24 protein-coding genes and 1 tRNA gene are annotated in these 23,098 nt (G+C 54.6%); 10 read left to right on the forward strand and 15 right to left on the reverse strand.

Annotation, left to right across the window (positions count from 1 at the left end):
• Positions 1–48 precede the first annotated feature (48 nt).
• Positions 49–1,011, forward strand: coding sequence for a carbohydrate porin (locus AC2VLR_RS01105; RefSeq protein ID WP_486880481.1), 963 nt, complete (start codon positions 49–51; stop codon positions 1,009–1,011).
• Positions 1,012–1,103: 92 nt separating this feature from the next.
• Here the strand turns inward: AC2VLR_RS01105 and AC2VLR_RS01110 are convergent, their stop codons facing one another.
• The 8 genes from AC2VLR_RS01110 to AC2VLR_RS01145 form a co-directional block, all read right to left on the reverse strand.
• A complete protein-coding gene (locus AC2VLR_RS01110) occupies positions 1,104–1,325 on the reverse strand; it encodes a hypothetical protein (RefSeq protein WP_486880482.1) in 222 nt (73 codons plus the stop codon).
• A 378-nt stretch (positions 1,326–1,703) separates the two neighbouring features.
• Positions 1,704–2,207: a hypothetical protein gene (locus AC2VLR_RS01115; RefSeq protein WP_486880483.1), complete on the reverse strand. Its 504-nt coding sequence runs from the start codon at positions 2,205–2,207 to the stop codon at positions 1,704–1,706.
• 120 nt (positions 2,208–2,327) lie between these two features.
• Positions 2,328–2,552 carry a CFI-box-CTERM domain-containing protein gene (locus tag AC2VLR_RS01120; protein WP_486880502.1) on the reverse strand — a complete coding sequence of 75 codons (225 nt, stop codon included), beginning with the start codon at positions 2,550–2,552 and terminating at the stop codon, positions 2,328–2,330.
• Between the two features lie 146 nt (positions 2,553–2,698).
• A complete protein-coding gene (locus tag AC2VLR_RS01125; RefSeq protein WP_486880484.1) occupies positions 2,699–3,250 on the reverse strand; it encodes a restriction endonuclease in 552 nt (183 codons plus the stop codon).
• A 657-nt stretch (positions 3,251–3,907) separates the two neighbouring features.
• Positions 3,908–4,108, reverse strand: coding sequence for a DUF2283 domain-containing protein (locus AC2VLR_RS01130; protein ID WP_486880485.1), 201 nt, complete (start codon positions 4,106–4,108; stop codon positions 3,908–3,910).
• Between the two features lie 626 nt (positions 4,109–4,734).
• Positions 4,735–4,938: a DUF5397 family protein gene (locus tag AC2VLR_RS01135; protein ID WP_486880486.1), complete on the reverse strand. Its 204-nt coding sequence runs from the start codon at positions 4,936–4,938 to the stop codon at positions 4,735–4,737.
• 358 nt (positions 4,939–5,296) lie between these two features.
• Positions 5,297–5,785 carry a bacterioferritin gene (gene bfr, locus AC2VLR_RS01140; protein WP_486880487.1) on the reverse strand — a complete coding sequence of 163 codons (489 nt, stop codon included), beginning with the start codon at positions 5,783–5,785 and terminating at the stop codon, positions 5,297–5,299.
• A gap of 89 nt (positions 5,786–5,874) precedes the next feature.
• On the reverse strand, positions 5,875–6,102 hold the full coding sequence (locus AC2VLR_RS01145) for a bacterioferritin-associated ferredoxin (RefSeq protein ID WP_486880488.1): 228 nt from the start codon (positions 6,100–6,102) through the stop codon (positions 5,875–5,877).
• Between the two features lie 143 nt (positions 6,103–6,245).
• Between AC2VLR_RS01145 and pmbA the strand changes: the two genes are divergently transcribed.
• Positions 6,246–7,592: a metalloprotease PmbA gene (gene pmbA / locus AC2VLR_RS01150; RefSeq protein ID WP_486880489.1), complete on the forward strand. Its 1,347-nt coding sequence runs from the start codon at positions 6,246–6,248 to the stop codon at positions 7,590–7,592.
• On the opposite strand, the gene lnt is transcribed toward pmbA, so the two are convergent.
• The 5 genes from lnt to miaB are packed head-to-tail and all read right to left on the reverse strand — an operon-like array spanning position 7,561 to position 12,786.
• On the reverse strand, positions 7,561–9,081 hold the full coding sequence (gene lnt / locus AC2VLR_RS01155) for an apolipoprotein N-acyltransferase (protein ID WP_486880490.1): 1,521 nt from the start codon (positions 9,079–9,081) through the stop codon (positions 7,561–7,563). The two genes, pmbA and lnt, sit on opposite strands and share 32 nt — an antisense overlap.
• Positions 9,078–9,953, reverse strand: coding sequence for a CorC family transporter (locus tag AC2VLR_RS01160; protein ID WP_486880491.1), 876 nt, complete (start codon positions 9,951–9,953; stop codon positions 9,078–9,080). Before AC2VLR_RS01160 ends, lnt begins: the two co-directional genes overlap by 4 nt.
• A complete protein-coding gene (ybeY, locus tag AC2VLR_RS01165; protein WP_486880492.1) occupies positions 9,946–10,443 on the reverse strand; it encodes an rRNA maturation RNase YbeY in 498 nt (165 codons plus the stop codon). Before ybeY ends, AC2VLR_RS01160 begins: the two co-directional genes overlap by 8 nt.
• Positions 10,440–11,426, reverse strand: coding sequence for a PhoH family protein (locus AC2VLR_RS01170; RefSeq protein WP_486880493.1), 987 nt, complete (start codon positions 11,424–11,426; stop codon positions 10,440–10,442). Before AC2VLR_RS01170 ends, ybeY begins: the two co-directional genes overlap by 4 nt.
• A gap of 4 nt (positions 11,427–11,430) precedes the next feature.
• Entirely contained in the window at positions 11,431–12,786 is a 1,356-nt protein-coding gene (miaB, locus tag AC2VLR_RS01175; RefSeq protein WP_486880494.1) for a tRNA (N6-isopentenyl adenosine(37)-C2)-methylthiotransferase MiaB, read from the reverse strand.
• Positions 12,787–12,949: 163 nt separating this feature from the next.
• Here miaB and AC2VLR_RS01180 point away from each other — a divergent pair, with 163 nt between their 5' ends.
• The 6 genes from AC2VLR_RS01180 to AC2VLR_RS01205 all read left to right on the forward strand — a co-directional run bounded on the left by AC2VLR_RS01180 (position 12,950) and on the right by AC2VLR_RS01205 (position 19,125).
• Positions 12,950–13,522, forward strand: coding sequence for a class I SAM-dependent methyltransferase (locus AC2VLR_RS01180; protein ID WP_215843386.1), 573 nt, complete (start codon positions 12,950–12,952; stop codon positions 13,520–13,522).
• A 25-nt stretch (positions 13,523–13,547) separates the two neighbouring features.
• The gene (locus AC2VLR_RS01185; protein ID WP_486880495.1) at positions 13,548–14,060 is read left to right on the forward strand and encodes a chorismate--pyruvate lyase family protein; all 513 of its coding nucleotides are present in this window, start codon (positions 13,548–13,550) and stop codon (positions 14,058–14,060) included.
• Positions 14,060–14,962, forward strand: coding sequence for a 4-hydroxybenzoate octaprenyltransferase (gene ubiA, locus AC2VLR_RS01190; protein ID WP_486880496.1), 903 nt, complete (start codon positions 14,060–14,062; stop codon positions 14,960–14,962). The genes AC2VLR_RS01185 and ubiA overlap by 1 nt, the downstream gene beginning before the upstream one ends.
• A gap of 234 nt (positions 14,963–15,196) precedes the next feature.
• Positions 15,197–17,347, forward strand: a complete 2,151-nt coding sequence (locus AC2VLR_RS01195; RefSeq protein ID WP_486880497.1) for a primosomal protein N' — start codon at positions 15,197–15,199, stop codon at positions 17,345–17,347.
• An 83-nt stretch (positions 17,348–17,430) separates the two neighbouring features.
• On the forward strand, positions 17,431–18,819 hold the full coding sequence (locus AC2VLR_RS01200; protein WP_486880498.1) for a sigma-54 dependent transcriptional regulator: 1,389 nt from the start codon (positions 17,431–17,433) through the stop codon (positions 18,817–18,819).
• A gap of 102 nt (positions 18,820–18,921) precedes the next feature.
• A complete protein-coding gene (locus AC2VLR_RS01205) occupies positions 18,922–19,125 on the forward strand; it encodes a cold-shock protein (protein ID WP_009564993.1) in 204 nt (67 codons plus the stop codon).
• Positions 19,126–19,257: 132 nt separating this feature from the next.
• Here the strand turns inward: AC2VLR_RS01205 and AC2VLR_RS01210 are convergent, their stop codons facing one another.
• On the reverse strand, positions 19,258–21,126 hold the full coding sequence (locus tag AC2VLR_RS01210) for a DEAD/DEAH box helicase (protein WP_486880499.1): 1,869 nt from the start codon (positions 21,124–21,126) through the stop codon (positions 19,258–19,260).
• A 64-nt stretch (positions 21,127–21,190) separates the two neighbouring features.
• Positions 21,191–21,811 carry a hypothetical protein gene (locus AC2VLR_RS01215; RefSeq protein WP_486880500.1) on the reverse strand — a complete coding sequence of 207 codons (621 nt, stop codon included), beginning with the start codon at positions 21,809–21,811 and terminating at the stop codon, positions 21,191–21,193.
• A gap of 97 nt (positions 21,812–21,908) precedes the next feature.
• On the opposite strand from AC2VLR_RS01215, the gene AC2VLR_RS01220 reads away from it, so the two are divergent.
• Positions 21,909–22,916: a sodium:calcium antiporter gene (locus AC2VLR_RS01220; protein ID WP_486880501.1), complete on the forward strand. Its 1,008-nt coding sequence runs from the start codon at positions 21,909–21,911 to the stop codon at positions 22,914–22,916.
• A gap of 57 nt (positions 22,917–22,973) precedes the next feature.
• A tRNA-Arg gene (locus AC2VLR_RS01225) sits at positions 22,974–23,049 on the forward strand.
• Positions 23,050–23,098 lie beyond the last annotated feature (49 nt).

Consider the following 23,098-nt stretch of genomic DNA (forward strand, 5'->3'; position numbering starts at 1 on the left):
ACCACCCGTGCTTAAAATCACAACGACCAAAATGTTCCCTCTCCAGGGGTGCCCACGATCGCCAGAATCGGTGCCCACGATCAACAGAATACGCAGCTGGCTGCGGATAGCGGAAACCCCGATGGCGTGTATGTCGGTGACCTGCAAGGTGTATCCAATCTCACCACGCCGTACCCACATATCGCTCGGCTCTACAAGGGATATTATCGGCAAAATCTTGGGAACTATACGTTACGACTGGGTTTGATTAATCCTAATGACTACTTCAATGTCACCGGAGTCGCCGGAGAGCTGTTCAACGCCTCTTACGGGATATATCCCACTATTACCGCCAACATTCCCTTCACCCCCACTTATCCCTACTCCAGTCTCGGCGTCATGGCTTCAGCGAGCTGGGGGAATACCACGGTGATGGCAGGTGCGTTTGGTGCCGATGGGGTTCATCCCTACCGCGCCCCCTGGGGTAGTGATGGCATGATTTATTATGGAGAAATCGATCAAAGCGTTGCTATCGGTCCTGGTAAGGCTACGCTCAAGGCCGGAGGCTATTATAATCACATTTCCGGTCCTTACCTCAGGCAAACCATTGGCATCGGTGTCTCTACCAGTCAGAGTGGGTTTTATGGAGCAGCCGAGTATCGCTGGAAGATGGATCAGATGAACTGGGGTGTCTTTGTGCAAGGTGGTGGAGCCCCCAATGCCGCAGCCGTTTCACCGGTGAATGCCTATCTGGGCGCGGGACTACGGCTGCGACATTTCATTCCGGATTCACCTGGCTCAACGCTCAGTCTGGGCATGGACCGTGCCTGGCAACGCCAATCCGGTTCGAATATGGGGGCTGCAGAAACCAGCCTGGAAGTGAACTTCAAACAGCCCGTGTTCAAGGATTTTTATATCCAACCCGACCTGCAATATATCGTCAACCCCGGCGCCAATGGGCCAGGGAACACCATCCCCAATGCCTTCGTCGCCATTATCCGACTGGGTTGGCACTACCATTTGCACGCCTGAAAACTAAACTGGGGCAGCGCCTGACAGCCAACGCCCCTGCACATTTTAACAAAGTAACCAACCGCCAGGTTTCTAAGTACCCATAATCGCTTTTAGTGTTTACCTGCCTCTTGTGCTTCTTTTTTTGCCTCGGCGCGGGCAGCACGCATGAACAGTCCCGCAGCCAGCCCAAAAAAGGCAAAGGCAATCAAGCCTGTCACGATAATACCTGCAGCGGTTTGCCCATCAGAAATAGCATGCATGCTGCTGGTCATCGCCTGCATGCTCATTGAATGCATATCCATTGATCGATCTCCTGTGTCGAATGAACGCATCAATGAATCATATTCTTTGCCAGACCAGGAACAAAATAGAAATTCAGCCAGCACAGCACAATTTTAATTATAGCCTACCTTTACTACTAACTGTAATATCATGCTTGATTGACCTGTTCCCGAAAAGCAGCGGGCATGCTGCTCGGCGGCAAACGCCTTCAGCATCTGGTCGGGAAGCCCCATCATCCTGCCCTGCAAACCGCGGTTTGGGTGACAGGGCAGAATGAGTGGATTTGAGCCAGCAAAGTCGTCACGTAATCCGTCACGCAGACAAGGTCATGCAAAGGAGTATGGTGGAGTAACGGATTTCGAAACCCTGGAGACTCTGATTTCTGGTCTAGCTAATTCGAGTTTTGTGACCCTCAATAGTTATCTAATTTACTTCCTTATTCTCAATAGATTGTTTTCATTAAATTTAATAATAGCTGTATCTTGCGTAGGATAGTTTTGAAAGGAAAAGAATAGTTGCTTAAACTCATCGTTACTGTAATTTTTTAAAGAATATATTTCTCTGCCATTGTGGTTGCATGAAAACAAAGTAAAATGTTCTGTAATTTTCTGATATCTCATTTTATATTTTTCTTTTGCTTTCTTTTCTCCTGCTGAAAATGGAGAGTGATCCCACGGAAACCAGTCAAAAGCGCTATCTATTGAACATCCAGCACAATCTCCATCAGTCCTATATGCTACCCAATATTTTCCATCTGGACTTTCCAATGTGAAACCTGCGCTACTGTCCTCACCATCTATGGGTCCGCCAACGATTTCCAGTCCAAATGCAGCATATCCATACGGTATAGGTTTGTGTAGTTGTTGACTTGTTATATTGTTTGGAACAGGCTGATAAATATAATCATCAGCAATGGCTCGTTCTACGATCATAAAAGACGCGATATAAGTTAAACAAATTGCTACACATTTATAGCTGATAATGCTTCTAATTGTGCAGCGTTTAAATCTTGGCGAAAAGTAACAGAAATGATCATGCAAAAGTATTACTACCTAGGTTTTTAGTTGAATAATTTTTATAATTAAATCTAATACTTTTCTTGTCGTATAAGATCGATGTTGTTTCTTTGCCGACCAAGTTGCTATCGGAGGCGATAATAGGTAATAATATCTTATCGCAACTCTGCCTAATCTATATGGTCTCAATCTAGTATCCCTGAAATGGCGGAATTTCTGAACTTCTGGCGCCATAGCATCTCCATATACAGCGGTTGCTATAAAGCATGGACCAACTGCTCGTCCATATCGCCTTTTCTCTTACGCAATTCTCTTCTTACGTGCTGTTTCAGATTCGCCGCGTGGATTAAAAATTGTTATTGGTGTTTTTTTTCTTCCACGTTTTGCCATAACGTGCTCCTTGTATGCTATATATCTATTAAGTCTGTATGCTTCAAAAGCCGAACACCAGTGCTTTTCGCAAGGTCTTTTGCTGCGTAAGTATATCCTGTAGTTGTTACAACAATGGCTATATTTGCGTGGTAATAACTCATGGCTGTATGAGCCTCTTGTACTGCTTTTACACCAACGCTCTTTGACCACTGCTTGCATTGAATAACTGACTTTTTATTCCCTTTTACTGCGATGATATCTGCGCCAAAATCCCCTGAAGATTTTGTCATTTTTGTTGTCCAACCATTGTTCTCCAGAAGTGCCGCACAGAAATTCTCGTATTGCCCTGGGGTGAGTTGCATTGGATTTTCAGTCCCTGCTCCTAATAACGCGGATCTGATTTTTGATTTACGCTTTGCTTTCCACAGTAGCCGCGCAATGACAATCCCTGCGGCGACGAACAGGATGAGCAGCACGCCATCCCCGCCTATTGCGTATAGTATCTTGATTAATCCGAACAACGCTCCGAGGATGATTAGTGCGCCGATGGCCTCACTGGTACTCCCTTTCATCTTGCGACGAGGCATTACTATATTATCCTTTGCCAATTTACTATGATAAGATGAAAAAATATCATTGTGAACCATCGGAATGGTAATAGTAATGGTTATAATCGTGTAACCTTATATCTGCCCTTGCCGCATTGTGAGTATATAGATATTCATTGTAGGCGCGTTGTTCACAAAGTCTTATTTGGCGGCGAACGCAGGCCTCACGGTCAACTGCGTATGTGCAGTGGGGAGTAATCATGTTATGGCAATTCCAGATAGCCTGGTTGTATGACTGTGTTGACTGTAAATTTTGCATACAATGGTAGAAATATCTGGTTCCAGGTTGTAACCCATCAGCTTCACACCTTTGCTGATTCGCAGTAATTTGCTGTGCTCTCTGTTGCGCAGCATACGTTGTAAGATCAGCACACCCTGAAACGGAGAGTGTTATCATAACAATAAAGATAACTTTCTTTTTATAAAAAGATATGTTGTATCCTCTCTGCATGCTTTTTCTGGTTCCTCTGTTATTTTTAGGTGGGTAACACGATTGTTGTCACCCAGAGACAGGACAGAATGCGTCCTTTTGTCTCGACGATGGCGGGCTGTCCGGGATGGATGGCCGGGTTTTGCTGGGTTCTTCGCCTGCCAGGTAAGGGTTGTTATGAGACATTACATTTTGCCTCTGAGGTTTCAGGCCGCGCCGTAAGCATATTCGATGGATTGTGGCATGGCCCCTGCCTTGGAAGCCTCCAGTATCTCGATGCCCACGACATTGCCAGCCTGGTCGAAGTCCAAGATGACTCCCGGATTAGCCTCATCGCTTTCACTCACAGGCTGTTCACTCAGCCGCAAGGTCAGGGTGTCGGTTTCAGGGTCGTAGCGTACTTTCATGGTGCCCTCCAATACTTCGTGATTTTGCTGGTTTGATAGACGGTCACTACCCGCAGCGGGATCTCTCCATGCGTCACAATAGCACGAACCAGTTTATCCAAGCCTGTATCGGAAGATACTACGGATTGGTAGGCTCACAAATTGTTTTTCACGGGAACGATCTGCCCAGGGTTACGCAGGACGGCATCCATTGTGGATTCAGCTATACCCCGGATGGCCATCTCTTCTCTGGCGTGGTTAGTGATGACGTAGGGGATCAAGGCACGACTTCCTTGTTGGGTCGGCTAGGATTGAGAATCGCTTGTGGAAACGTCCACCAGACAACGCGATGCGGCTGCTCATTTTTTCATCCCTCGGCGCTTCACCCTGTCTGTGAAATTGGACCATTGCTCCACCCTGAAAGCCCGCACGTCCCTGACGGATGCTGGAAGCCAAGGCAGATCTGTGAGAGCGTCCATCGCATCCATCAGGTTGGCCATATCCTCATCCTCACAGACGTAAATGCTGCCTTGTACCCACAGAAATCCGAACCCGGCCAGTGTCGCACCAATGTCCGCATAGGCGGCGGCAACACTCTTGGTGTTGTGTGACTTCCTTGACTGTCAGGTCAAAGGCGATAGCGAACACTAGCGGGCCTCTGGATCGTCTAGGGCGTCTTTCAGGGGATACTCCAATCGCTCCACTGTCTGCGGCACCTCGATCTCGACGGTCCAGCCCTTGGCGGTGTCATGGCCTTCCTTGAGTACCTGGTAGGCAATCCCAAAGGGTCCGAACTGGCGGAATGACCCGATCAGCTCAGGGTTTGGAAATCCTGCGGTATGCGGTTGCATAGGAGCCCTCCTTGTTTCATGGTGACATGTTACATTTTTAAGTAGGAACGGGTCTATCTATCCCAACAAAGGGACCCAAAGTTCCACAGAGAATTTTGCATCCGTCTGAGCTTGTTCCCAAAACGATCGTTTTGGGAATTCGTTATACCGCCCCCGCAAAAGGCGGCGGTGGGCGCTCAAACAGTACCGTTTTCCTTGTTCCGAAACAGAGATTCTCTTATTATCGCGTAAAGCCCATTAAGGAATAGATGGACATGCTGATTGGTTATGCCCGCGTCTCGACCATGGACCAAAACCCCGCCCTCCAGATGGATGCCGTCAAGACATTGGGCTGCACTCTGGATGCGCTTTGGAATGATTAATCGGCCACGCCGCCCAGAGGACCCGAGGCTGTTTGCATAAAATTGGGCAACCCCATTTTGTCAATTAGATCAATATGCGTTTCCAGCCAGTCAATATGCTCTTCGGTCTGCTCCTGAATTTCGACGAGAATCCCGCGCGAGACGTAGTCCTTGACCGATTCGCAATAATGAATGGCCTCTACATAATGGGCGCGACCAGCTTCTTCCAGTTTCAAGTCACAAGCCAGGCATTCAGCCACATTTTCACCGATGAGCAATTTATTCAGGTCCTGCAGATTGGGTAAGCCGTCCAGAAACAATATACGTTCGATCAGTTTGTCGGCATGCTGCATTTCTTCAATGGATTCCGCATATTCATGCTTACCCAAAGCAAACAGCCCCCAGTTTTTGTACATGCGGGCATGCAGAAAATATTGATTGATGGCCGTCAATTCAATGGCCAATGCTTTATTCAACAACTGTATAACTTTTTTGTCGCCTTTCATGCCACGCTCCCGATTGAATAATTCATGCAACATACTGAAAAAAATTTAGCTTTACCATCAACACCGGCGAGTCCCTTTGCGCCAATGAATCAGATCGCCTGTTTGAAATTGCGCTGCGGATGCTGACCTAGAGGATAATGCGTGACCTGAGCATGCTGTATTTCCTGATCCAGAACTGCTTTGGCACAAGTCGCACAGCGACCACATTGGGAAGCTACACCCAACTGTTGGCGCAAATCCCGCATGGAGCAGGCACCTTCGCACACTGCCAGATGAATGTCTCGCTCAGTCACACCGTTACACACACACACGTACATGGCAAGCCTCACAAAAAATCAACATCCTCATTCAAACGCAAATGATAATGCATGTCAATAACATTCATGATATATCGCCTTTCTCCTATAGAAGGCTTGGGAGTAAGATGGTGAGATTCTTTCATTCGAGCGAGATACCATCCATGAGCCAAGCCCCCCATTCCACTCTAAATGCCGAAACGCTTTGTCAGATCAGTGAGGACATCCTGGCGCTTGCCCGCAAACAAGGTGCCAGTGCAGCGGAAGCGGCCGCCAGCACCGGTAAGGGACTGTCCGTCACGGTCCGCCTGGGTGAGGTGGAATCCATTGAGTACAATCAGGATAAGGGTATGGGCGTGACCGTATATCTGGGGCAGTCCAAAGGCAGCGCCTCCACCTCGGATTTTTCCCGCAAGGCCATTGCCGAAACCGTCGAGGCGGCACTGACCATTGCCCGCCATACGGCAGCAGATCCTTTCTCTGGTCTGGCGGATCCGGCGCTTTTTGCACGAGAATTTCCGGATCTGGATCTTTATCATCCCTGGTCCATAGATGCCGACACGGCTGCCGATCTGGCGCGGCGCTGCGAGGCCGCCGCCCGGGACAGTGATCCCCGTATTCACAATTCCGAGGGGGGCAGTCTGGGTAGCAGTGAAGGGATATCGGTGTATGCCAATAGTCTGGGTTTTGTCGGACAGCGACAATCATCCCGGCATAGCCTGTCCTGCTCCGTCATTGCCGAAGACTTGCAAGGCGGCATGCAAAGAGACTACTGGTACGATGTGGCACGCGATGCTGCTGCTCTGGACAGTCCGGAAAGTATCGGTAAAACCGCTGCAGAGCGTGCCCTGCGGCGCCTGGATGCCCGCAAGATTCCCACCACCAGGGCGCCGGTGATTTTTGAGAATCAGGTAGCTTCCAGCATTCTCGGACATCTGGCTAGCGCCATCAGTGGTGGCAGTCTCTATCGGCAAAGCTCCTTTCTGCTGGACAGTCTCGGCAAGTCCCTGTTTCCGGAACATATTCGTATTTATGAAGAACCCCTGCGCCAGCGCGGGCTGGGCAGCGCCAGCTTTGATGGAGAAGGCGTAGCCACCCGCAATCGCGACATCATCGCGGCAGGCGTACTGCAGGGTTATATTCTCGACAGTTATAGCGGCCGCAAGTTAAATATGCCGACCACAGGAAATGCCGGGGGCGTCCATAATCTGACCCTGGAATCCGGTCAGCGCTCACTCCAGGAGATGATCCGGGAAATGGGACGTGGCCTGCTGGTCACCGAACTGATTGGCTTTGGTATCAACATGGTTACTGGCGACTACTCACGCGGAGCCGCCGGTTTCTGGGTGGAAAATGGCGAGATTCAATATCCGGTGGAGGAAATCACCATCGCTGGCACTCTACAAGCCATGTTCAAGGGCCTGCAGATGGTCGGAAACGATCTGCTCACCCACGGCAACACCGGTTGTGCCTCCATCCTCATTGACGAGATGATGATTGCCGGCGAGTAAGCCCCAGCGCCAGCAGTACCCATAAACCACTGAGTAGCAAGTAGGGCAGACTCCCCCAACGGCCATAGGGCGTTTCACCCGCCATGGGCTGAACGGCACCATTCAGGGTGCCGGTCACAAATTGCGGGAGTTGGGTGCGTATCTGACCATCGGGTGAAATCAGGGTGGTGATGCCGGTATTGGTATCGCGTACATCGGGCTTTTGTTGCTGCCGCGACTGCATGGCCGCCATCTGCATACTCTGGGCAGCGGCAATACTATGTCCATACCAGGCATAATCACTGATATTGAGCAGGAAGGTCTCCCCTTCGCCGACGCCCTTGCGCACATCCCGGGAAAAGGATTCTTCATAACAAATGGTCATACCCGCTTTTTGTCCGTCTACGGGCAGGACATAGGGGCCATGGCCGAAGGAAAAACTCCCCAGACCCGGCAGGAAATGGTGCACCAGAGGGCCTAACAGCTGCGGTAAGGGAATATACTCGCCAAAAGGTACCAGATGTTCTTTCTGATACCAGCGCAGGGGCGCATGACCATCAATTTCCATGGCGGCGTTGTAGTATTTACCGCCCGCCGCTTCGGGAATACCGATAATCAGGATTTTGTGATTATGCGCGGACCACTCCTGCAACTGGCTGATGAGGCCGGGGATTTCTGTCTGAAAAACAGGGAAGGCCGTCTCTGGCAACACAATGAGTTGGCTATTTTTAGGCGCCTGCAAAATCAATTGCACATAATGATGGAGAATAGGGCCGATGGCGGCATTGTTCCATTTTTCCGTAATGGGAATATCGCCTTGCAGCAAGCTGACCCGCAGCTTGTGCCCGACCGGATGGGTGAAACGCACTGAGCCCGCCGCCAGCGCCAAGCCGGAAAGCAGCAGCAGGGCCGATACCCCTCCAAGCAGCACCTGCCGCGACCGCGCCTCCCGGAATAGCCACAGCACAATGGCGGCAAAACCCGCCGTGGCGAGGCCCACGCCATATTGCCCCAACCAGGGGGCGAAGCCGCCGAGGAAGGCATGGGTCTGGGTATAACCCGTAGCCAGCCAGGGGAAACCGGTGAACAAGCGGGCCCGGGACCACTCGGCGAATATCCAGAGTACGGGCAAAACCAGCAAGCGGATATTGCCGCGAAAAAATCGGGTCGCCAACCACAATGCCAAAGCCGGATAGATGGCACAGTAAGCGGCCAGCAGGGCTACCGCGCCCCCCGCCAGCAGCCAGTCCATGTGGGCAAAATTGTGCAGGGTGATGGAAATCCAGCTGACTCCGCTGCAAAAAGCCCCGAAACCGAAGGCATAACCCAGGGCTGCCGCACGCCGGGGACGTTCTGCGGTGATCGCCAGCCAGAACAGACCGAAAAGCAGAACGATGGCCAGATACCAGGCATTGAAAGGGGCAAAGGCCAGGGTCCAGAGGCCACCCAAAATTAATGCGGCCAAAAGCCGCAGAGGAAATGCCAGAGTGCGGGTTGCAGCCTGGGTCATGGACGCTCCTGCTCAGACAGTTCCGGCAAGGCAGCGCTTCGCGGTGGAGATACCCGGACAATTTGCACCCGCCGCCGATCCGCTCTGAGTACTTCCAGTCGCAAATTTCCCTCCTCAATCACCTCGCCCACCCTGGGAACATGGCCCAGGCGGGTAGCCACCCAACCGCCCAGGGTATCAGCATGACCATCGGCAAGGTGTGCGCCAAAATGGGCATTAAAGTCTTCCAGAGCAATCAGGGCATTCACCAGAAAGTCACCATCCTCCCGTGAGGCTATCATGACATCTTCATCAATGTCATATTCGTCCTCGATTTCCCCGACAATGATTTCCAATACATCCTCAATGGTAATCAGTCCGGCTACCCCACCGTACTCATCCACCACCACGGCCATATGATGGCGCCCGGTACGAAATTCGTAGAGCAAATGATCCAGATGCTTGCTTTCAGGGATGAAAGTCGCCGGCCGCAGCAGCTCAGCCAGACGTGGCGTGAGGGTATCGGCGCGACAGGCTTGCAGCAGATCCTTGGCCAGGAGGATGCCACGCACGTCGTCCCGGTCCTCGCCCACCACCGGAAACCGCGAGTGGCCGACTTCCGAAACCCGGGCGATGATCTCCGGCAAGGCCATATCCATTTCGATGACTTCCATCTGGGCACGGGGAATCATCACATCGCGCACCGTCAACTCACCCATCCGGAAAATACCATCCACCATGCGCGCCGCTTCAGCATCAATTACCTGCCTTTCGCCCGCCTCCCGGACCAGATCCAGCAGGCTGTCCTGATCTTCGACATTACCGCGCAGGGACTGGGTAAAACGCGCCCACCAACTGCGCGGGCGCTCCTGGGTACTTCGATCTTCACTCATGTATGTGGTTCAGGTAAGGGTCGGCCACACCCATTTCAGCCAGTAATCGGGTTTCCAGTTGTTCCATGATCAGCGCTTCCTGCTCGTCAACATGGTCAAAGCCCAGAAGATGCAAGGTACTGTGAATCAACAAATGACGATAATGATGCATCAGCGGTTTACCCTGGTCTGCCGCTTCCCCGACAACGACGTCAGGAGCAATGACGATATCGCCGAGCAGATCACGACGGAATACCGGAGGCAGAGGGTCCTGGGGGAAAGAGAGGCAGTTGGTCGGCTGCTGGCGTTGCCGATATTGGTCATTCAAGGCGGCAATTTCTGCGTTACTCACTAGAGCCAGGGAAACTTCCACCATGCGCTGCGGATCAGCCAGTCGCGGCGACGCTACCGACAATGCCCGGAGAATGGCCTCTCGGGCCTGCTGCCGGGAGGGAATAGCAGCTTCAGCTACTGCGCCATCCACAGTAATGCGCAGGTATAAGCGGCTCATGTCTTTTCCCCGAAGCGATCATAAGCTTGGATGATACGCGCCACCAGCGGATGACGAACCACGTCAGCACTTTCGAAAAAAACCATGTCCACTCCCGGCATGGCGTCCAACACATCCAGCACCTGCACCAGTCCGGAAAGCTGGCCACGGGGCAGGTCGATCTGGGTCACGTCGCCGGTTACGACGACTTTCGCCCCGAAACCCATGCGCGTCAGGAACATTTTCATTTGTTCGGGAGTGGTGTTCTGGGCCTCATCGAGAATGATGAAAGCATCGTTGAGGGTGCGCCCGCGCATATAGGCCAGGGGTGCTACTTCAATAATCTGTCGCTCGATGAGTTTGGCCACTTTTTCATAGCCGATCATCTCGTGGAGGGCGTCATAGAGGGGGCGCAAATAAGGATCGACCTTTTCGCTTAGGGATCCGGGCAGGAATCCCAGGCGTTCTCCGGCTTCCACCGCTGGTCGCACCAGCACCAGGCGACGCACCTGATTGCGCTCGATCTGCTCCACCGCCGCCGCTACCGCCAGATAGGTTTTTCCGGTGCCTGCAGGACCAATACCAAAAGTCAGATCATTCTGGCGGATGGAATCCAGATAGCGGCGCTGACGGGCACCCCGACCCCGGATGGTACCTTTGAGGGTTTGAATACCTGCTGCTTCCACATTTTCGGAGGCATCTTTTTCCGCTTCCACCTGAACCCGTTGGATACATTGGTGGACCCAATGACTGGAAAGCCTGCGCCCCTGACTCACCTGATCATAAAGCTGGGTCAGTACGATTTTGGCGGCCTCTACGGAAGCTTGCGGTCCGGTAATATGAAAACGCTCCCCACGGGGGAGCACGACGACGCCCAGTCGGGATTCCAGTTGCTTGAGATGACTGTCCAGTTCTCCGGCAAGTTCTGACAGCGCTGTGGCGCTGGCCTGCTCGGCAATAAAATCGCCATGGGTGACAGCAGCAGGCTTACTGGGAGGCTCCATGGGATTATACGGCAAGACGATGGGCCACAGGATCAGACTGTGCCAGGCGACCACGCAGACTGTTGGGCAAAGCCGCCGTGATTTCTACGTCCAGCATCTGCCCCGCCCAGTGGCTACTGCCGGGCAGGTTGACCGAGCGATTGCAGGCCGTTTTGCCGGTCACTTCCTGAGGATCCCGCCGCGAAGGACCGGTAATCAGTACCGCCTGACGCGTACCCACCAGGGCCTGGGCATAACCCTGGGCCAGTCCGTTGATACGGCCCTGCAAAATGGCAAGGCGGGCATCTTTTTCGGCTTCGGGCACATCATCCTTGAGTTTCAGGGCAGGCGTATTAGGACGCTGGCTGTATTTGAAGGAGAAGGACTGATCAAAACGTACCGCCTCGATCAAATCCATGGTCGCTGCAAAATCAGCCTCTGTCTCCCCCGGAAATCCGACAATGAAATCCGAAGAAATTTGTATGCCCGGCCGCACTGCCCGCAAGCGCGCGATTTTATCGAGATACTGCTCGACATTATGCTTGCGATGCATCCGGCGCAGAATGCGGTCCGAACCACTTTGCACCGGAAGATGCAGATGGGGTGCCAGCATATCAATAGAACCGTGGGCGGCAATCAGTTCATCGTCCAGATTGCTGGGGTGCGAGGTCGTGTAGCGCAGGCGCAATAAACCGGGAATGCGGGCCAGACGTTCCAGCAGTTCGGCCAGGCCGCCTTCACCGATCAGTCCGGTGGCCCCCCGATAAGCGTTGACATTCTGGCCGAGCAGGGTGATTTCGCGCACCCCCTGATCCACCAGACTGCGGGCTTCACGAAGAATGTCAGGCATGGAACGGCTGTATTCCCGCCCCCGGGTATGGGGCACTACGCAGAAAGTACAGAACTTGTCGCAACCTTCCTGAATGGTCAGAAAAGCCGTGGCACCGTCACGTCCGGGGCGCTGCGGCAGGCGATCGAATTTTTCCAGCACCGGAAAGTCCACATCTACCTGAGGATGGCGCTCCGCCAGACAGGCATCCAGCAAATCCGGCAGACGGTGCAAGGTCTGGGGACCGAATACCAGATCCACATAAGGCGCACGGCGGCGCAGCTTTGCACCCTCCTGACTGGCCACACAACCACCCACACCAATAATGACTTCAGGACGTTTTTCCTTGAATGGACGCCAGAATCCCAACTGGGTAAAAACCTTGTCTTCGGCTTTTTCGCGAATGGAACAGGTATTGAGGAGCAGCACGTCAGCTTGCTGAGGATCATCCACGAGTGTCAGACCATGACTTTGCGCCAGCAGATCGGCCATGCGCTCGGAGTCATATTCGTTCATCTGACAACCGTAAGTTTTAATAAACAGATTTTGCAATGCATTTCCGAAAAAAATGACTCTTAGTCGATAATAGGGCCAGTCCTTGCGCTTGACAAGGGGGCTTGTTTCGCTCCGCCAGCCGCCCATGCTAGAGTATGGGCCATTCAATGGGGCCCCGCGCAAATCCGTGCACAGCTCTTTCATCCGGTGGAGAAGCTTCATGTCCAAATCTTCCGGGCCAGTATCCCAGGCTTGGCATTTTACCCGCGAATTTTTGCGCGATCCTCAGGCCATTGGCGCCGTACTTCCCAGCTCGCCTTTTCTCGCCAGACGTATGGCAGCCATGGTTCCCGACGGACCGGGTCTGGTGATTGAACTCGGACCGGGCATGGGGCCGGTCACCAAAGCCCTGCTCGCCCGGGGTATTGATGCCCGGGATCTGGTGCTGGTGGAACAGGCGCCCAGCATGGTCCGGCATCTGCGCCAGCAGTTTCCGCAACTGGAAATCATTGAAGGCGATGCCGCCCAACTTCAGGAGATGCTGGCACAGCGGGGCAAAGTGCGGGCCATTGTGTCCAGCCTGCCCTTGCGCACCATTCCCCGGGAAATTGTCACCCGGATTTTTCAGCAGCTTCCCGGGATCAGCCAGCAAGGTACGGTATTTATTCAGTTCACCTACCACTTCCGCAGTTCTTGCCAAGGCTTGCCTGCGGCGTTTCGGCGCGGGCGCCCCGCCATGGTCTTGCGCAATCTGCCGCCCGCACGGGTCGATCAATTCGTTTTTCACCCTTAGGGATGGACCTGCTTTGTTTCCGGTCATGGCTTATAAAACTCCGTCCTTGCAGCATGCGCCCAGGCATTTATGGTCTTGGTTGACTCTTCCGGCGTCCCTGACGGCCGCCCTCCAGCGCGCCTATGGTGACGCTCGACAGGTCCGCGCCCAGGTCATTGGCAGCGGGCGGCGCAGGCCCTTCCACGCTGAGCAGCGGCTCTTGCGTTTACATCGGGGCGAGCGAATTTTCTGGCGGGAAGTCTTGCTCCACGCCGGGGATCCCCAGCGTCCAGCCATCTGGGCCATGACCAGCATTCCCCTGAGTGGCCTACGTCATGGTCTGCTGCCCCTGGCCCGACATGGATCCCGTCCCATTGGCAACACACTTTTCCGGCATCGGCGTTTGCGGCGCTCGCCGATCACTCTGGATAGCCTACCCCGTTATGGCGAACGCGCCTGGCGGCGCCGCTCCATTTTACGGCGAGGACATACTGAGGTACTGGTGGAAGAGCACTTTCTGCCGGACCTGCCGCGCTGGGCAGGGCGAGGGCGACGCTGATGACTGCGCAAAGCTCCCTGCAACAGCGCTGGTCGGCCTATCTGGCCTTGATGCGGGTAGATCGTCCCATCGGCACCCTCCTGTTACTGTGGCCAACCTACTGGGGACTCTGGCTGGCCGCCCAAGGCACCCCTTCCCTGCGGCTTTTTGTGATTTTCACTCTCGGTACCTGGCTGATGCGGTCGGCTGGCTGTGTCATCAATGATTATTTCGATCGGGATTTTGACCAACAGGTAGCCCGCACCCGGCAAAGACCGCTGGCAGCTGGACTGATTCAACCCGCTGCAGCTCTGCGCCTCTTTGTTCTGCTCTGCCTGCTGGCGGCAGCGTTACTGCCTTTTTTGAATTGGCTCAGCCTGGCTTTGGCGGGCGGCGCGGTATTCATCACCATTACCTATCCGCTGTTCAAACGCTTCACCCATCTCCCCCAGGCTTATCTGGGCATTGCCTTTTCCTTCGGAATTCCCATGGCTTTTGCCGCCACCCGGGGCAGCGTCCCGGCCATTGCCTGGTGGCTGATGCTGGCCAACGCCTGCTGGGTGGTCGCCTACGATACGGCCTATGCCATGGCCGACCGTCCCGACGACCTGAAGGCCGGTATCAAGTCCACTGCCATTCTTTTCGGGCGCTGGGATCGCTACGCCATTGCCGGGCTGCAACTGGTCATGTTCGGCATTTTTTGCGGTATTGGTCTGAACAACCCCATGCACTGGCCTTACTGGGTAGCTTTGCTGGGGGCCTTGCTGCTCGCGGTTTATGAACAAAGCTTGCTGGGCGGGGATCGGGATCAAGCTTTTCGCGCATTCCTGCACAATAACTGGATCGGCCTCATTCTCTTCTGGGGGATTGTCGCCGGTCTTGCACATCCCGGGGCCATTTCGGCACCGGCAATTTGGGGATAGATGCAAGGGATTGCGCGTTTTTGAAAAACTTATACACAGTTTACGAATAAACTACTGAAACTTCGCCTGCCGTGCTTAAGTTGTTGTTGAAAAATACTATCAATTTGTTTTTAATATATTTTTGGTCTTGCCACTTTTTTGAGCAAGCCCCCTAAGCTCTTGAAGCACTGGACATATGCGTGTTTTCCGAAGGTCCATACACAGACTTATCCACAGAACTTGTGGGCAACTTGAATGCCTGCTGAGACAGTCTGCCTGGAAGTAGCCATTCTGGGCCCCCTGCCCCGGATATTTTCCTACGCCCTGCCCGGCAACACCGGTCCACTTTCTCCCGGGGTGCGGCTCCGTGTTCCTTTTGGCAAAACCAGCCGCATGGGCATATTGCTGGGTTATGGCGACTGTCCGCCAGACATCCACTTAAAACCCATAGAGGCGGTCATCGATACCCAGCCCCTGCTTCCAGAAGCCCTGCAACAGCTTCTGCACTTTGGTGCGCGCTATTATCATCATCCGCTGGGCGATGTCTGGTCTGCAGCCTTGCCTGCCCTGCTTCGCCAGGGGCGCTCATTACCCGAGGTTGCGCCACGCGTCTACCAGCTCGCCCGCTCTGAACAGCTGCCGCCCCGTCCCGGCAGTCGGCAAATGGCGCTGATCAGCCTGCTCAGCGCCCCCAAACCCACGACTGAAATTCCGACTCCCCTGCGGCCCATCCTCCAGCAGGCTCTCAAAAAAGGCTGGGTAGAAGCACGGACATTACCCACGCCTCAGATTTGTGCGCAGCCTGTGCCTTATGCCCTGAATTCCGAGCAATCCCAAGCCATCCTGCAGCTGCGCGAGGCTCAGGGTTTCAACTGCTGGCTGCTGGACGGGGTGACGGGCAGTGGCAAAACTGAAGTGTACTTCGAAACCATTCGCCCTCACCTGGAAGCTGGACGGCAGGTGCTCATCCTCGTCCCGGAAATTGGTCTGACCCCCCAACTGCTCGCCCGCTGTCAAACCCGTTTTGGCAGCGCCGGCGTCGCCGCCCTGCATTCTGCCCAGAGCGATACAGAGCGCCTACGCATCTGGACCCGGGCTGCCACAGGGCAGTTGCAGCTCCTCATCGGCACCCGCTCCGCCCTTTTTGTGCCCCTGCCGCGCCTGGCCTGCATCATTATCGACGAGGAACACGATCCTTCCTTCAAGCAACACCAGGGCTGGCATTACTCCGCCCGGGATATGGCCATTCAGCGCGCCCGACTGGAGCAAATTCCGGTTATTCTCGGCTCCGCCACTCCCTCTCTGGAAAGTCTCTACAATGTTCAGCAAGGCCGCTATCAGCTCCTCCAGCTCCGCCAGCGCGCCACCAAGGCGTCGCTCCCGGGCATAACGATTATCCCCCTGCGCCGCCAATATCTGCAGGGCGGTTTATCCAGCACCCTGCTCAGCGCCTGCCGGGATACCCTCGCAGCAGGCAACCAGGTGCTGCTTTTTTTGAATCGCCGGGGTTATGCACCTGCCGTTCTCTGCCACGATTGCGGGCATGTTCTGCACTGCCCGCGTTGCAGTGCCGCCCTCACCTGGCATCGTCAACAGGAACGCCTGCGCTGCCACCATTGCGGGCACGAATGCCGCTGGCCCGCAGACTGTCCGGAATGTCACAGCGCCGCTCTGGTTACCGCCGGACAGGGTACGGAGCAACTGGAGGAGGTCCTGTGCCAGCGCTTTACCGACACACCCGTCTGGCGTATTGATCGGGATGCGCTCCCCGGGAGAGAGGGATTTGCCCGGATATTAGAACAGATCCATCAAAACCAGCCGGCCATTCTGGTGGGTACCCAGATGCTCGCCAAGGGTCATCATTTCCCGGCGGTGACTCTGGTCGGCATCATCAATGCGGACCAGGGCCTGTTCAGCGCCGATTTCCGCGCTCCGGAGCGCCTGCTGCAAACGGTCCTGCAAGTAGCAGGGCGAGCGGGACGCGAGGATCGACCTGGACAAGTGCTGTTACAAACCCATCTGCCCCAGCATCCCCTGATCCAGAAACTGGCTTCTGGAGACTACCAGGAAGCCGCCCAATTGCTCCTGCAGGAACGCATCCAGGCGCGGCTCCCTCCTTACACTGCCCTGACCTTGCTTAGCGCCGAAGCCCATCAACGCCCTCCCATTGAACGTTTTCTCAAAGCAGCCCGTCACTGCGCGCCGGCATTGCTGCAGATCAGCGGCCCGCAACCGGCCCTGCTGGAAAAACGGGCCGGATTTGAACGCGCAGAACTGTGGGTAGAAGCGCCCACCCGTCAGGACATGCAGAAAGCCCTGAGAATCTGGTTACCACTCTGTCAAAAACTGCCGGAAGCGCGCAAGGTGCGCTGGTCGGTGGATGTCGATCCCCAATCCCTGCGTTGAGGAGGCTATTCCGGGGCCGTCATGGGTGTATTGGGAATTTGTGAAATCTATGCGACACTTGTAACAAATTCGAAGGAGTAGACATGCCCAAAAAAGCTGCGCTCAATGTCTCCGAACAATCCGTAGAACGCTCTGTCCTCTACGTTGGAGAAAAGGAAATCATCGCCAATGCTGTGGACGTCCTCAAAGAAGAGGGATGGGATATTCTCTGCGTGCCCTCTCTGGCCGAACTTCCTCAATATGCCATAAAAACAGGCGCCTTGGTCGGGGTCGTCGGCTTCGGCGAGAAAGAGTTTGTGGACCACGCCCATCGGGTTGAGTTGATGCTGGCCCAATCCCAGATGTTGAAATGGATCGCCTTGATTCCCCCCAGAGCCGCAGAACTCCCGGCTTTTCGCCAGCTGATTGGCAGTGCCTTTTATGACTATCACACCCTGCCGGTGGATGCGCACCGTCTTGCCATCACTCTTGGTCACGCCCTCGGCATGGCCGAAATCAGTGCTGATACTTTTACTAAAGATCACTGGGACCTTCATCGTCATCCCGAAAGCGAAATGGTCGGGGCCAGTGATCAGATGCAGAAAATCTACCAGGAAATCCGCAAGGTGGCGGGAGTGGAAGCGCCTGTCCTCATTACTGGAGAAAGTGGTACCGGCAAGGAACTCACCGCCCAGGCCATTCATGAACGCTCCGCCCGCAAGGATGGCCCTTTTGTCGCTGTCAACTGCGGCGCCCTGCCCACCAATCTGATTCAGTCTGAATTGTTCGGCCATGAGAAAGGATCTTTTACAGGTGCCCATGAACGTAAAATTGGCCGGATTGAATCAGCTGCCAACGGCACTCTTTTTCTGGATGAAATCGGCGACCTGCCCTTGGATCTGCAAACCAATCTGCTGCGTTTTCTCCAGGAAAAAACCATCCACCGGGTGGGTGCCCGTCAGGATATTGAAGTGAATGTCCGGGTACTGGCCGCGACCCACATCAATCTGGAAGCCGCCATCAAGGACGGACGCTTCCGCCAGGATCTCTACTATCGTCTTAATGTATTGCAGATCAAAATGCCGCCGCTGCGCGAGCGCATGGGTGATATTCCTTTGCTGGCGCAATACATTTTTACCCGTTTTTCTGATGAAAAAGCCCAGCGCGTCAAAGGCTTCAGTGAAGAGGCCCTGCATGCCATGAATCATTATGACTGGCCGGGCAACATACGCGAACTCATCAATCGCGTCCGCCGCGCCATGGTGATGTGTGAAAAATTCCTGATTTCCCCCGTTGATCTGGGCCTGGAACGGCGTACCAACTCGCGTATGCAGGTCACCCTGAATGAAGCCCGCGATACGGCCGAGGCCAGCACCATTCGTGGCGCTCTGGCACAGAGCCGGGGCAGCGTCAGCAACGCGGCCCGACAGCTGGGAATCTCGCGCGTGTCACTGTATCGCCTCATGGAAAAACACGGCATTTCCAAAAGCTGAGCGTCTAACAAACTGATCGGCCCGCGAACTTGCGCGGGGCTAAGTATATGCTATTCTTGAAAACAGCCAGTTGGGCTATTTTTGATTATTCTGGGGTGTGAAATGGCGGTTGGTACAGTAAAGTGGTTCAATGACAGCAAGGGATTTGGGTTCATTACACCGGAAGATGGCAAGGAAGATGTGTTCGTACACCACTCCGCCATCGAAGGTACGGGTTTCAAGACCCTGGCCGAAGGTGAACGGGTCAATTTTGAAGTAACGCGTGGTCCTAAAGGTCTGCAAGCCGAGAAGGTGCGTCGGGCCTGATGGTTTCAGCGGGTGGGCCAGCCACCCGCTTTCCCCAATATTTCCACCTATAAAAGCCCCCAAGTTTTACGGGAACTTTGTGGCCTCCCGATTCTCTGGTCTGTTCCATCTCAGGCCCGACAAGTTTGATCATTAACGTTCTCTGCCAGGCTTCTTGCGTTTTCCGGCTGTGCTGCTGCGGGTTTTTCCCTCAGTTTTGCCCGATTTTGCCGTCACCGACAAAATTTTTCGCGGAGCTTTAGCCGCTTCTTCGGTACGTGCGCGTGCTGTTGTGGAGCGTGTGGGTGCAGCTGACTTTTCCCTGCCTGCATCCTGGGGCGCAATCTGCAAAGGGCGACCGGCTACCCAGACTTTTTGCAAATGCTGCAAGGCCGCCGCCGGGGTATCTGCGGGCAACTCCAGGGTGCTGTAATCCCCATGGATTTCGACCTTGCGGATATGACGACTGGGAATACCCGCCTCATTGGCAATGGCACCGACAATATTTTTGATCTGGGCACCGTGGTCTTCGCCCACATCCAGCCGAAAACGGCGCATGGGGAGATCATCGCCCAGGGGCTTGCGGGGCGTACGGTTGGCACCGCGATCATTGCGAACCGGCCTTTCATTGTCGCCCTGCCGCCGCCCGGATGCAGGCCGTCCGCTGCCGCTGGATTCCGTACGCATGGGGCGAGTCGGTTCTTCCACCGGAATCAGTGGCCGCTCCTTTTGGACCATGTAGGCCAGTGCCGCCGCAATTTCACTGAGTCCCACATCATGTTCCTGCTGGAAATCCGCGATGAGCGATTCAAAAACCGACAGGTCTTCCGCATTGATGACTTCGGATAACTGATCCTTGAACTGGGTCATGCGCCGATCCGCCACGTCGGCGATACTGGGTAAATGCATGGCGGTGATGGTCTGTCCCGTCGCTCTTTCGATGGCGCGGAGCAAATGCCTTTCGCGGGGCGCGACAAACAAAATGGCATCGCCGGTCCGGCCAGCCCGCCCGGTCCGCCCGATCCGATGCACATAGGCTTCGGTATCGTTGGGAATATCATAATTGATGACGTGGGTGATGCGCTCCACATCCAGCCCCCGTGCGGCCACATCGGTGGCGATGACAATATCCAGAGCCCCGGATTTCAGCCGTTCGATGGTTTGCTCACGCAAGGCCTGGCTCAAATCACCATTCAAGGCACCGCAGGCATATCCCCGAGCTTCCAGACGTTCGGCCAGTTCCACTGTGGCGGTTTTAGTGCGTACAAACACAATCCAGGCATTACTGTCTTCCACTTCCAGAATCCGGGTCAGGGCATCGAGCTTGTGAGTGCCGCTGACTTGCCAGTAGCGCTGGCGAATGGTCGCTACCGTCGTGGTGGCAGACTTGATGCGGATTTCCAGAGGATCCTTGAGATAGGTCTTGGCAATGCGCCGGATAGCCTCGGGCATGGTCGCCGAGAACAGGGCCACCTGCCGGCCATCGGGGGTATGCTGAAGAATATCTTCCACGGCATCAATGAAACCCATCCGCAGCATTTCATCGGCTTCATCCAGCACCACCGCCTGCAACTGGTCCAAATGCAGGGTCTTACGGCGCAGATGGTCCTGAATGCGTCCGGGCGTTCCCACCACCACATGCACACCACGCTGTAATTGCTTCAGCTGTAGCCCCATGGACTGCCCGCCATAAATGGGCAGCACATGGAAGCCGGGCAGGAATTTGGCATAACTTTGCAAGGCTTCGGCTACCTGAATGGCCAGTTCACGGGTAGGAGCCAGGACCAACAATTGCGGTACGCGCAGACTGATATCCACCCGACTGAGCAAGGGTAAGGCAAAAGCGGCCGTCTTGCCCGTACCCGTCTGGGCCAGACCAATGACATCCCGCCCTTCCAGCAAGGGGGGGATGCTCTGTGCCTGGATCGGGGAGGGCTGTTCGTAGCCGATCTCCGCCACTGCCTTCTGCAGGGGTTCGGCGAGCGCAAAATCAATAAAACGGAGATCAGACTGTTGAGACATGGACACACCTGGACAAAGAATTCAGGGTCGGAACTATACGCCAATTATCGCGAATTTGCAGCGTTTAATTGTCCAGTACCGCGTTCAAAGCCGACTGAATAGCCTGATCGGCTCCAGGGCCAAAGGGCGTCTTTTCTGCAACAAAGGTATCGCTAAAGGCATATTCATAATGTACGTCCTGCAGACCCAGACTGCCAAAAATGCGGGTTTCCCAGGAATGATCATCGGCATGGGCAATCAGGGTAGGCCATTGATCCGGTTCGGGACATTCGAGAATAGGCCCGAAAAAAATGGCTCCCGGTTTGTTTTTCAGCCGCATGGCACAACTCCCGGGAGTACGACCGGACATCGGCAGAAAATCGATGGTTCGGGTCAGCCGCAGCTTGCTGTCCAAGGGTATATCGATGGAAGCCTGCAGATAATGGCCTTCCGCCGGCTGGGCGACCAGCTTGCAACCCGCCTGCTGCCAAAGCGGAACATCCTGAGCACCGAAATAGCTCGGTAAAAACAAGACTTGGAGGGGAGCCAAAGCCGCCAGTTCCGCCTGCAAGGTAGTGCTGTAAGCCGGAGCATTGACCAGAATGCCTCCGGCATCCTTGTCCGCAATAAAAAATACGGCGGGCCGGGTTTCTCCACCCTCCACATGATAAATATCCCGGTCGAAGAAACTGCATACCTTTTGCATACTCTGCTCCTGTCATCCGCCATTCCCCACGATGGCTGCAGTATATCATTATCCCCGCTGCCGTTGTGCTTCATTCCGGCTGTGGCATAATCTCTTTATGAATATACTCTTGCTGATTGCGGCCCTGATCATTATCCTCGCCGGCGCCGAGGCGTTTACCAATGCCCTGGAACACCTCGGTGACCGTATGGGCATTTCCGAAGGCGTTACCGGCTCGATATTTGCCGCTGTCGGCACCGCCCTCCCCGAAGCCATGGTTCCTATTGTCGCCGTTTTTGCTGCCGCTTCCGGCAAGCCCGCCCATCTCGGCGAAGAAGTGGGGGTTGGCGCCATTCTCGGGGCACCCATGATGTTATCCACGCTGACCCTGTTTTTGATGGCGGTTTTTGTCTCCCCGCAACGGGGATGGGGCGGTACCCTGCAACCGGAATCCAGCGGTTTACGGCGTGATTTGAGCTGGTTTCTGGCTGCCTTCGGCATTTCCTGCATCGCCTTGTTTGTGCCCCACCAGATCACCCTGGCCCGGGTCAGTATCGCCCTGATTTTGATTGTCCTGTATTTTCTATATGTGTTGAGCACCCTGCGCGCATCCGCTGCGCTGGTTGCCGAAGGTCATGGCACTGAGGCCGGACATGCCTTGTACCTCAGCAAAACCGGATTACCGGTAGAAATGCCCGTCATTTTGCTGCAGTTGATGATCGGTTTGGGCATGATTGTTTTTGGGGCCAGCTTGTTTGTGGATGGCATAGAGGGGTTGTCCAGTTGGCTCGGCATTTCCGCATTGATCCTGTCGCTGCTGGTGGTTCCCATTGCCACCGAGTTACCGGAAAAAATCAACAGCATTCTCTGGATACGCCGTGGCAAAGACACTCTGGCCTTTGGCAACATTACCGGTGCTCTGGTGTTTCAGGGCAGCCTCCTGCCCGCCATTGGCGTTTTATTGACACCCTGGAATCCTTCTTTTGCTGTGCTGCTGGGGGCCGGACTGACTTTGCTGGCGGGCGGCTATACCTTCTTGCTGGTGATGCGCGGAGTGACCCTGCGCCCCTACCATTTCGTAGTCAATGGGTTGTGCTATGCGACGTATTTCCTGACTTTGACTTAAAAACAAGATTGCTGGGGCTCGCACCGAAACCCCAGCTTTTGCTAGACTATCTTCCATGCCCCGGTAGCTCAGTGGATAGAGCAACCGCCTCCTAAGCGGTAGGTCGCGCGTTCGATTCGCGCTCGGGGCACCAATTGCGAAGCACTCAGTGACTACAGCAATTTGAACTGAGTGGAGTTATA

It is taken from the genome of Acidithiobacillus sp. TH-A117, from assembly GCF_057473465.1.

Coding starts and splice junctions, on each gene's coding strand:
- AC2VLR_RS01110 (WP_486880482.1), bottom strand. CDS start 1,325: ATGCGTTCATTCGACACAGGAGATCGATCAATGGATATGCATTCAATG.
- AC2VLR_RS01115 (WP_486880483.1), bottom strand. CDS start 2,207: ATGATCGTAGAACGAGCCATTGCTGATGATTATATTTATCAGCCTGTT.
- AC2VLR_RS01125 (WP_486880484.1), bottom strand. CDS start 3,250: ATGCCTCGTCGCAAGATGAAAGGGAGTACCAGTGAGGCCATCGGCGCA.
- AC2VLR_RS01130 (WP_486880485.1), bottom strand. CDS start 4,108: ATGAAAGTACGCTACGACCCTGAAACCGACACCCTGACCTTGCGGCTG.
- AC2VLR_RS01135 (WP_486880486.1), bottom strand. CDS start 4,938: ATGCAACCGCATACCGCAGGATTTCCAAACCCTGAGCTGATCGGGTCA.
- bfr (WP_486880487.1), bottom strand. CDS start 5,785: ATGAAAGGCGACAAAAAAGTTATACAGTTGTTGAATAAAGCATTGGCC.
- AC2VLR_RS01145 (WP_486880488.1), bottom strand. CDS start 6,102: ATGTACGTGTGTGTGTGTAACGGTGTGACTGAGCGAGACATTCATCTG.
- pmbA (WP_486880489.1), top strand. CDS start 6,246: ATGAGCCAAGCCCCCCATTCCACTCTAAATGCCGAAACGCTTTGTCAG.
- lnt (WP_486880490.1), bottom strand. CDS start 9,081: ATGACCCAGGCTGCAACCCGCACTCTGGCATTTCCTCTGCGGCTTTTG.
- AC2VLR_RS01160 (WP_486880491.1), bottom strand. CDS start 9,953: ATGAGTGAAGATCGAAGTACCCAGGAGCGCCCGCGCAGTTGGTGGGCG.
- ybeY (WP_486880492.1), bottom strand. CDS start 10,443: ATGAGCCGCTTATACCTGCGCATTACTGTGGATGGCGCAGTAGCTGAA.
- AC2VLR_RS01170 (WP_486880493.1), bottom strand. CDS start 11,426: ATGGAGCCTCCCAGTAAGCCTGCTGCTGTCACCCATGGCGATTTTATT.
- AC2VLR_RS01180 (WP_215843386.1), top strand. CDS start 12,950: ATGTCCAAATCTTCCGGGCCAGTATCCCAGGCTTGGCATTTTACCCGC.
- AC2VLR_RS01185 (WP_486880495.1), top strand. CDS start 13,548: ATGGCTTATAAAACTCCGTCCTTGCAGCATGCGCCCAGGCATTTATGG.
- ubiA (WP_486880496.1), top strand. CDS start 14,060: ATGACTGCGCAAAGCTCCCTGCAACAGCGCTGGTCGGCCTATCTGGCC.
- AC2VLR_RS01195 (WP_486880497.1), top strand. CDS start 15,197: ATGCCTGCTGAGACAGTCTGCCTGGAAGTAGCCATTCTGGGCCCCCTG.
- AC2VLR_RS01200 (WP_486880498.1), top strand. CDS start 17,431: ATGCCCAAAAAAGCTGCGCTCAATGTCTCCGAACAATCCGTAGAACGC.
- AC2VLR_RS01205 (WP_009564993.1), top strand. CDS start 18,922: ATGGCGGTTGGTACAGTAAAGTGGTTCAATGACAGCAAGGGATTTGGG.
- AC2VLR_RS01210 (WP_486880499.1), bottom strand. CDS start 21,126: ATGTCTCAACAGTCTGATCTCCGTTTTATTGATTTTGCGCTCGCCGAA.
- AC2VLR_RS01215 (WP_486880500.1), bottom strand. CDS start 21,811: ATGCAAAAGGTATGCAGTTTCTTCGACCGGGATATTTATCATGTGGAG.
- AC2VLR_RS01220 (WP_486880501.1), top strand. CDS start 21,909: ATGAATATACTCTTGCTGATTGCGGCCCTGATCATTATCCTCGCCGGC.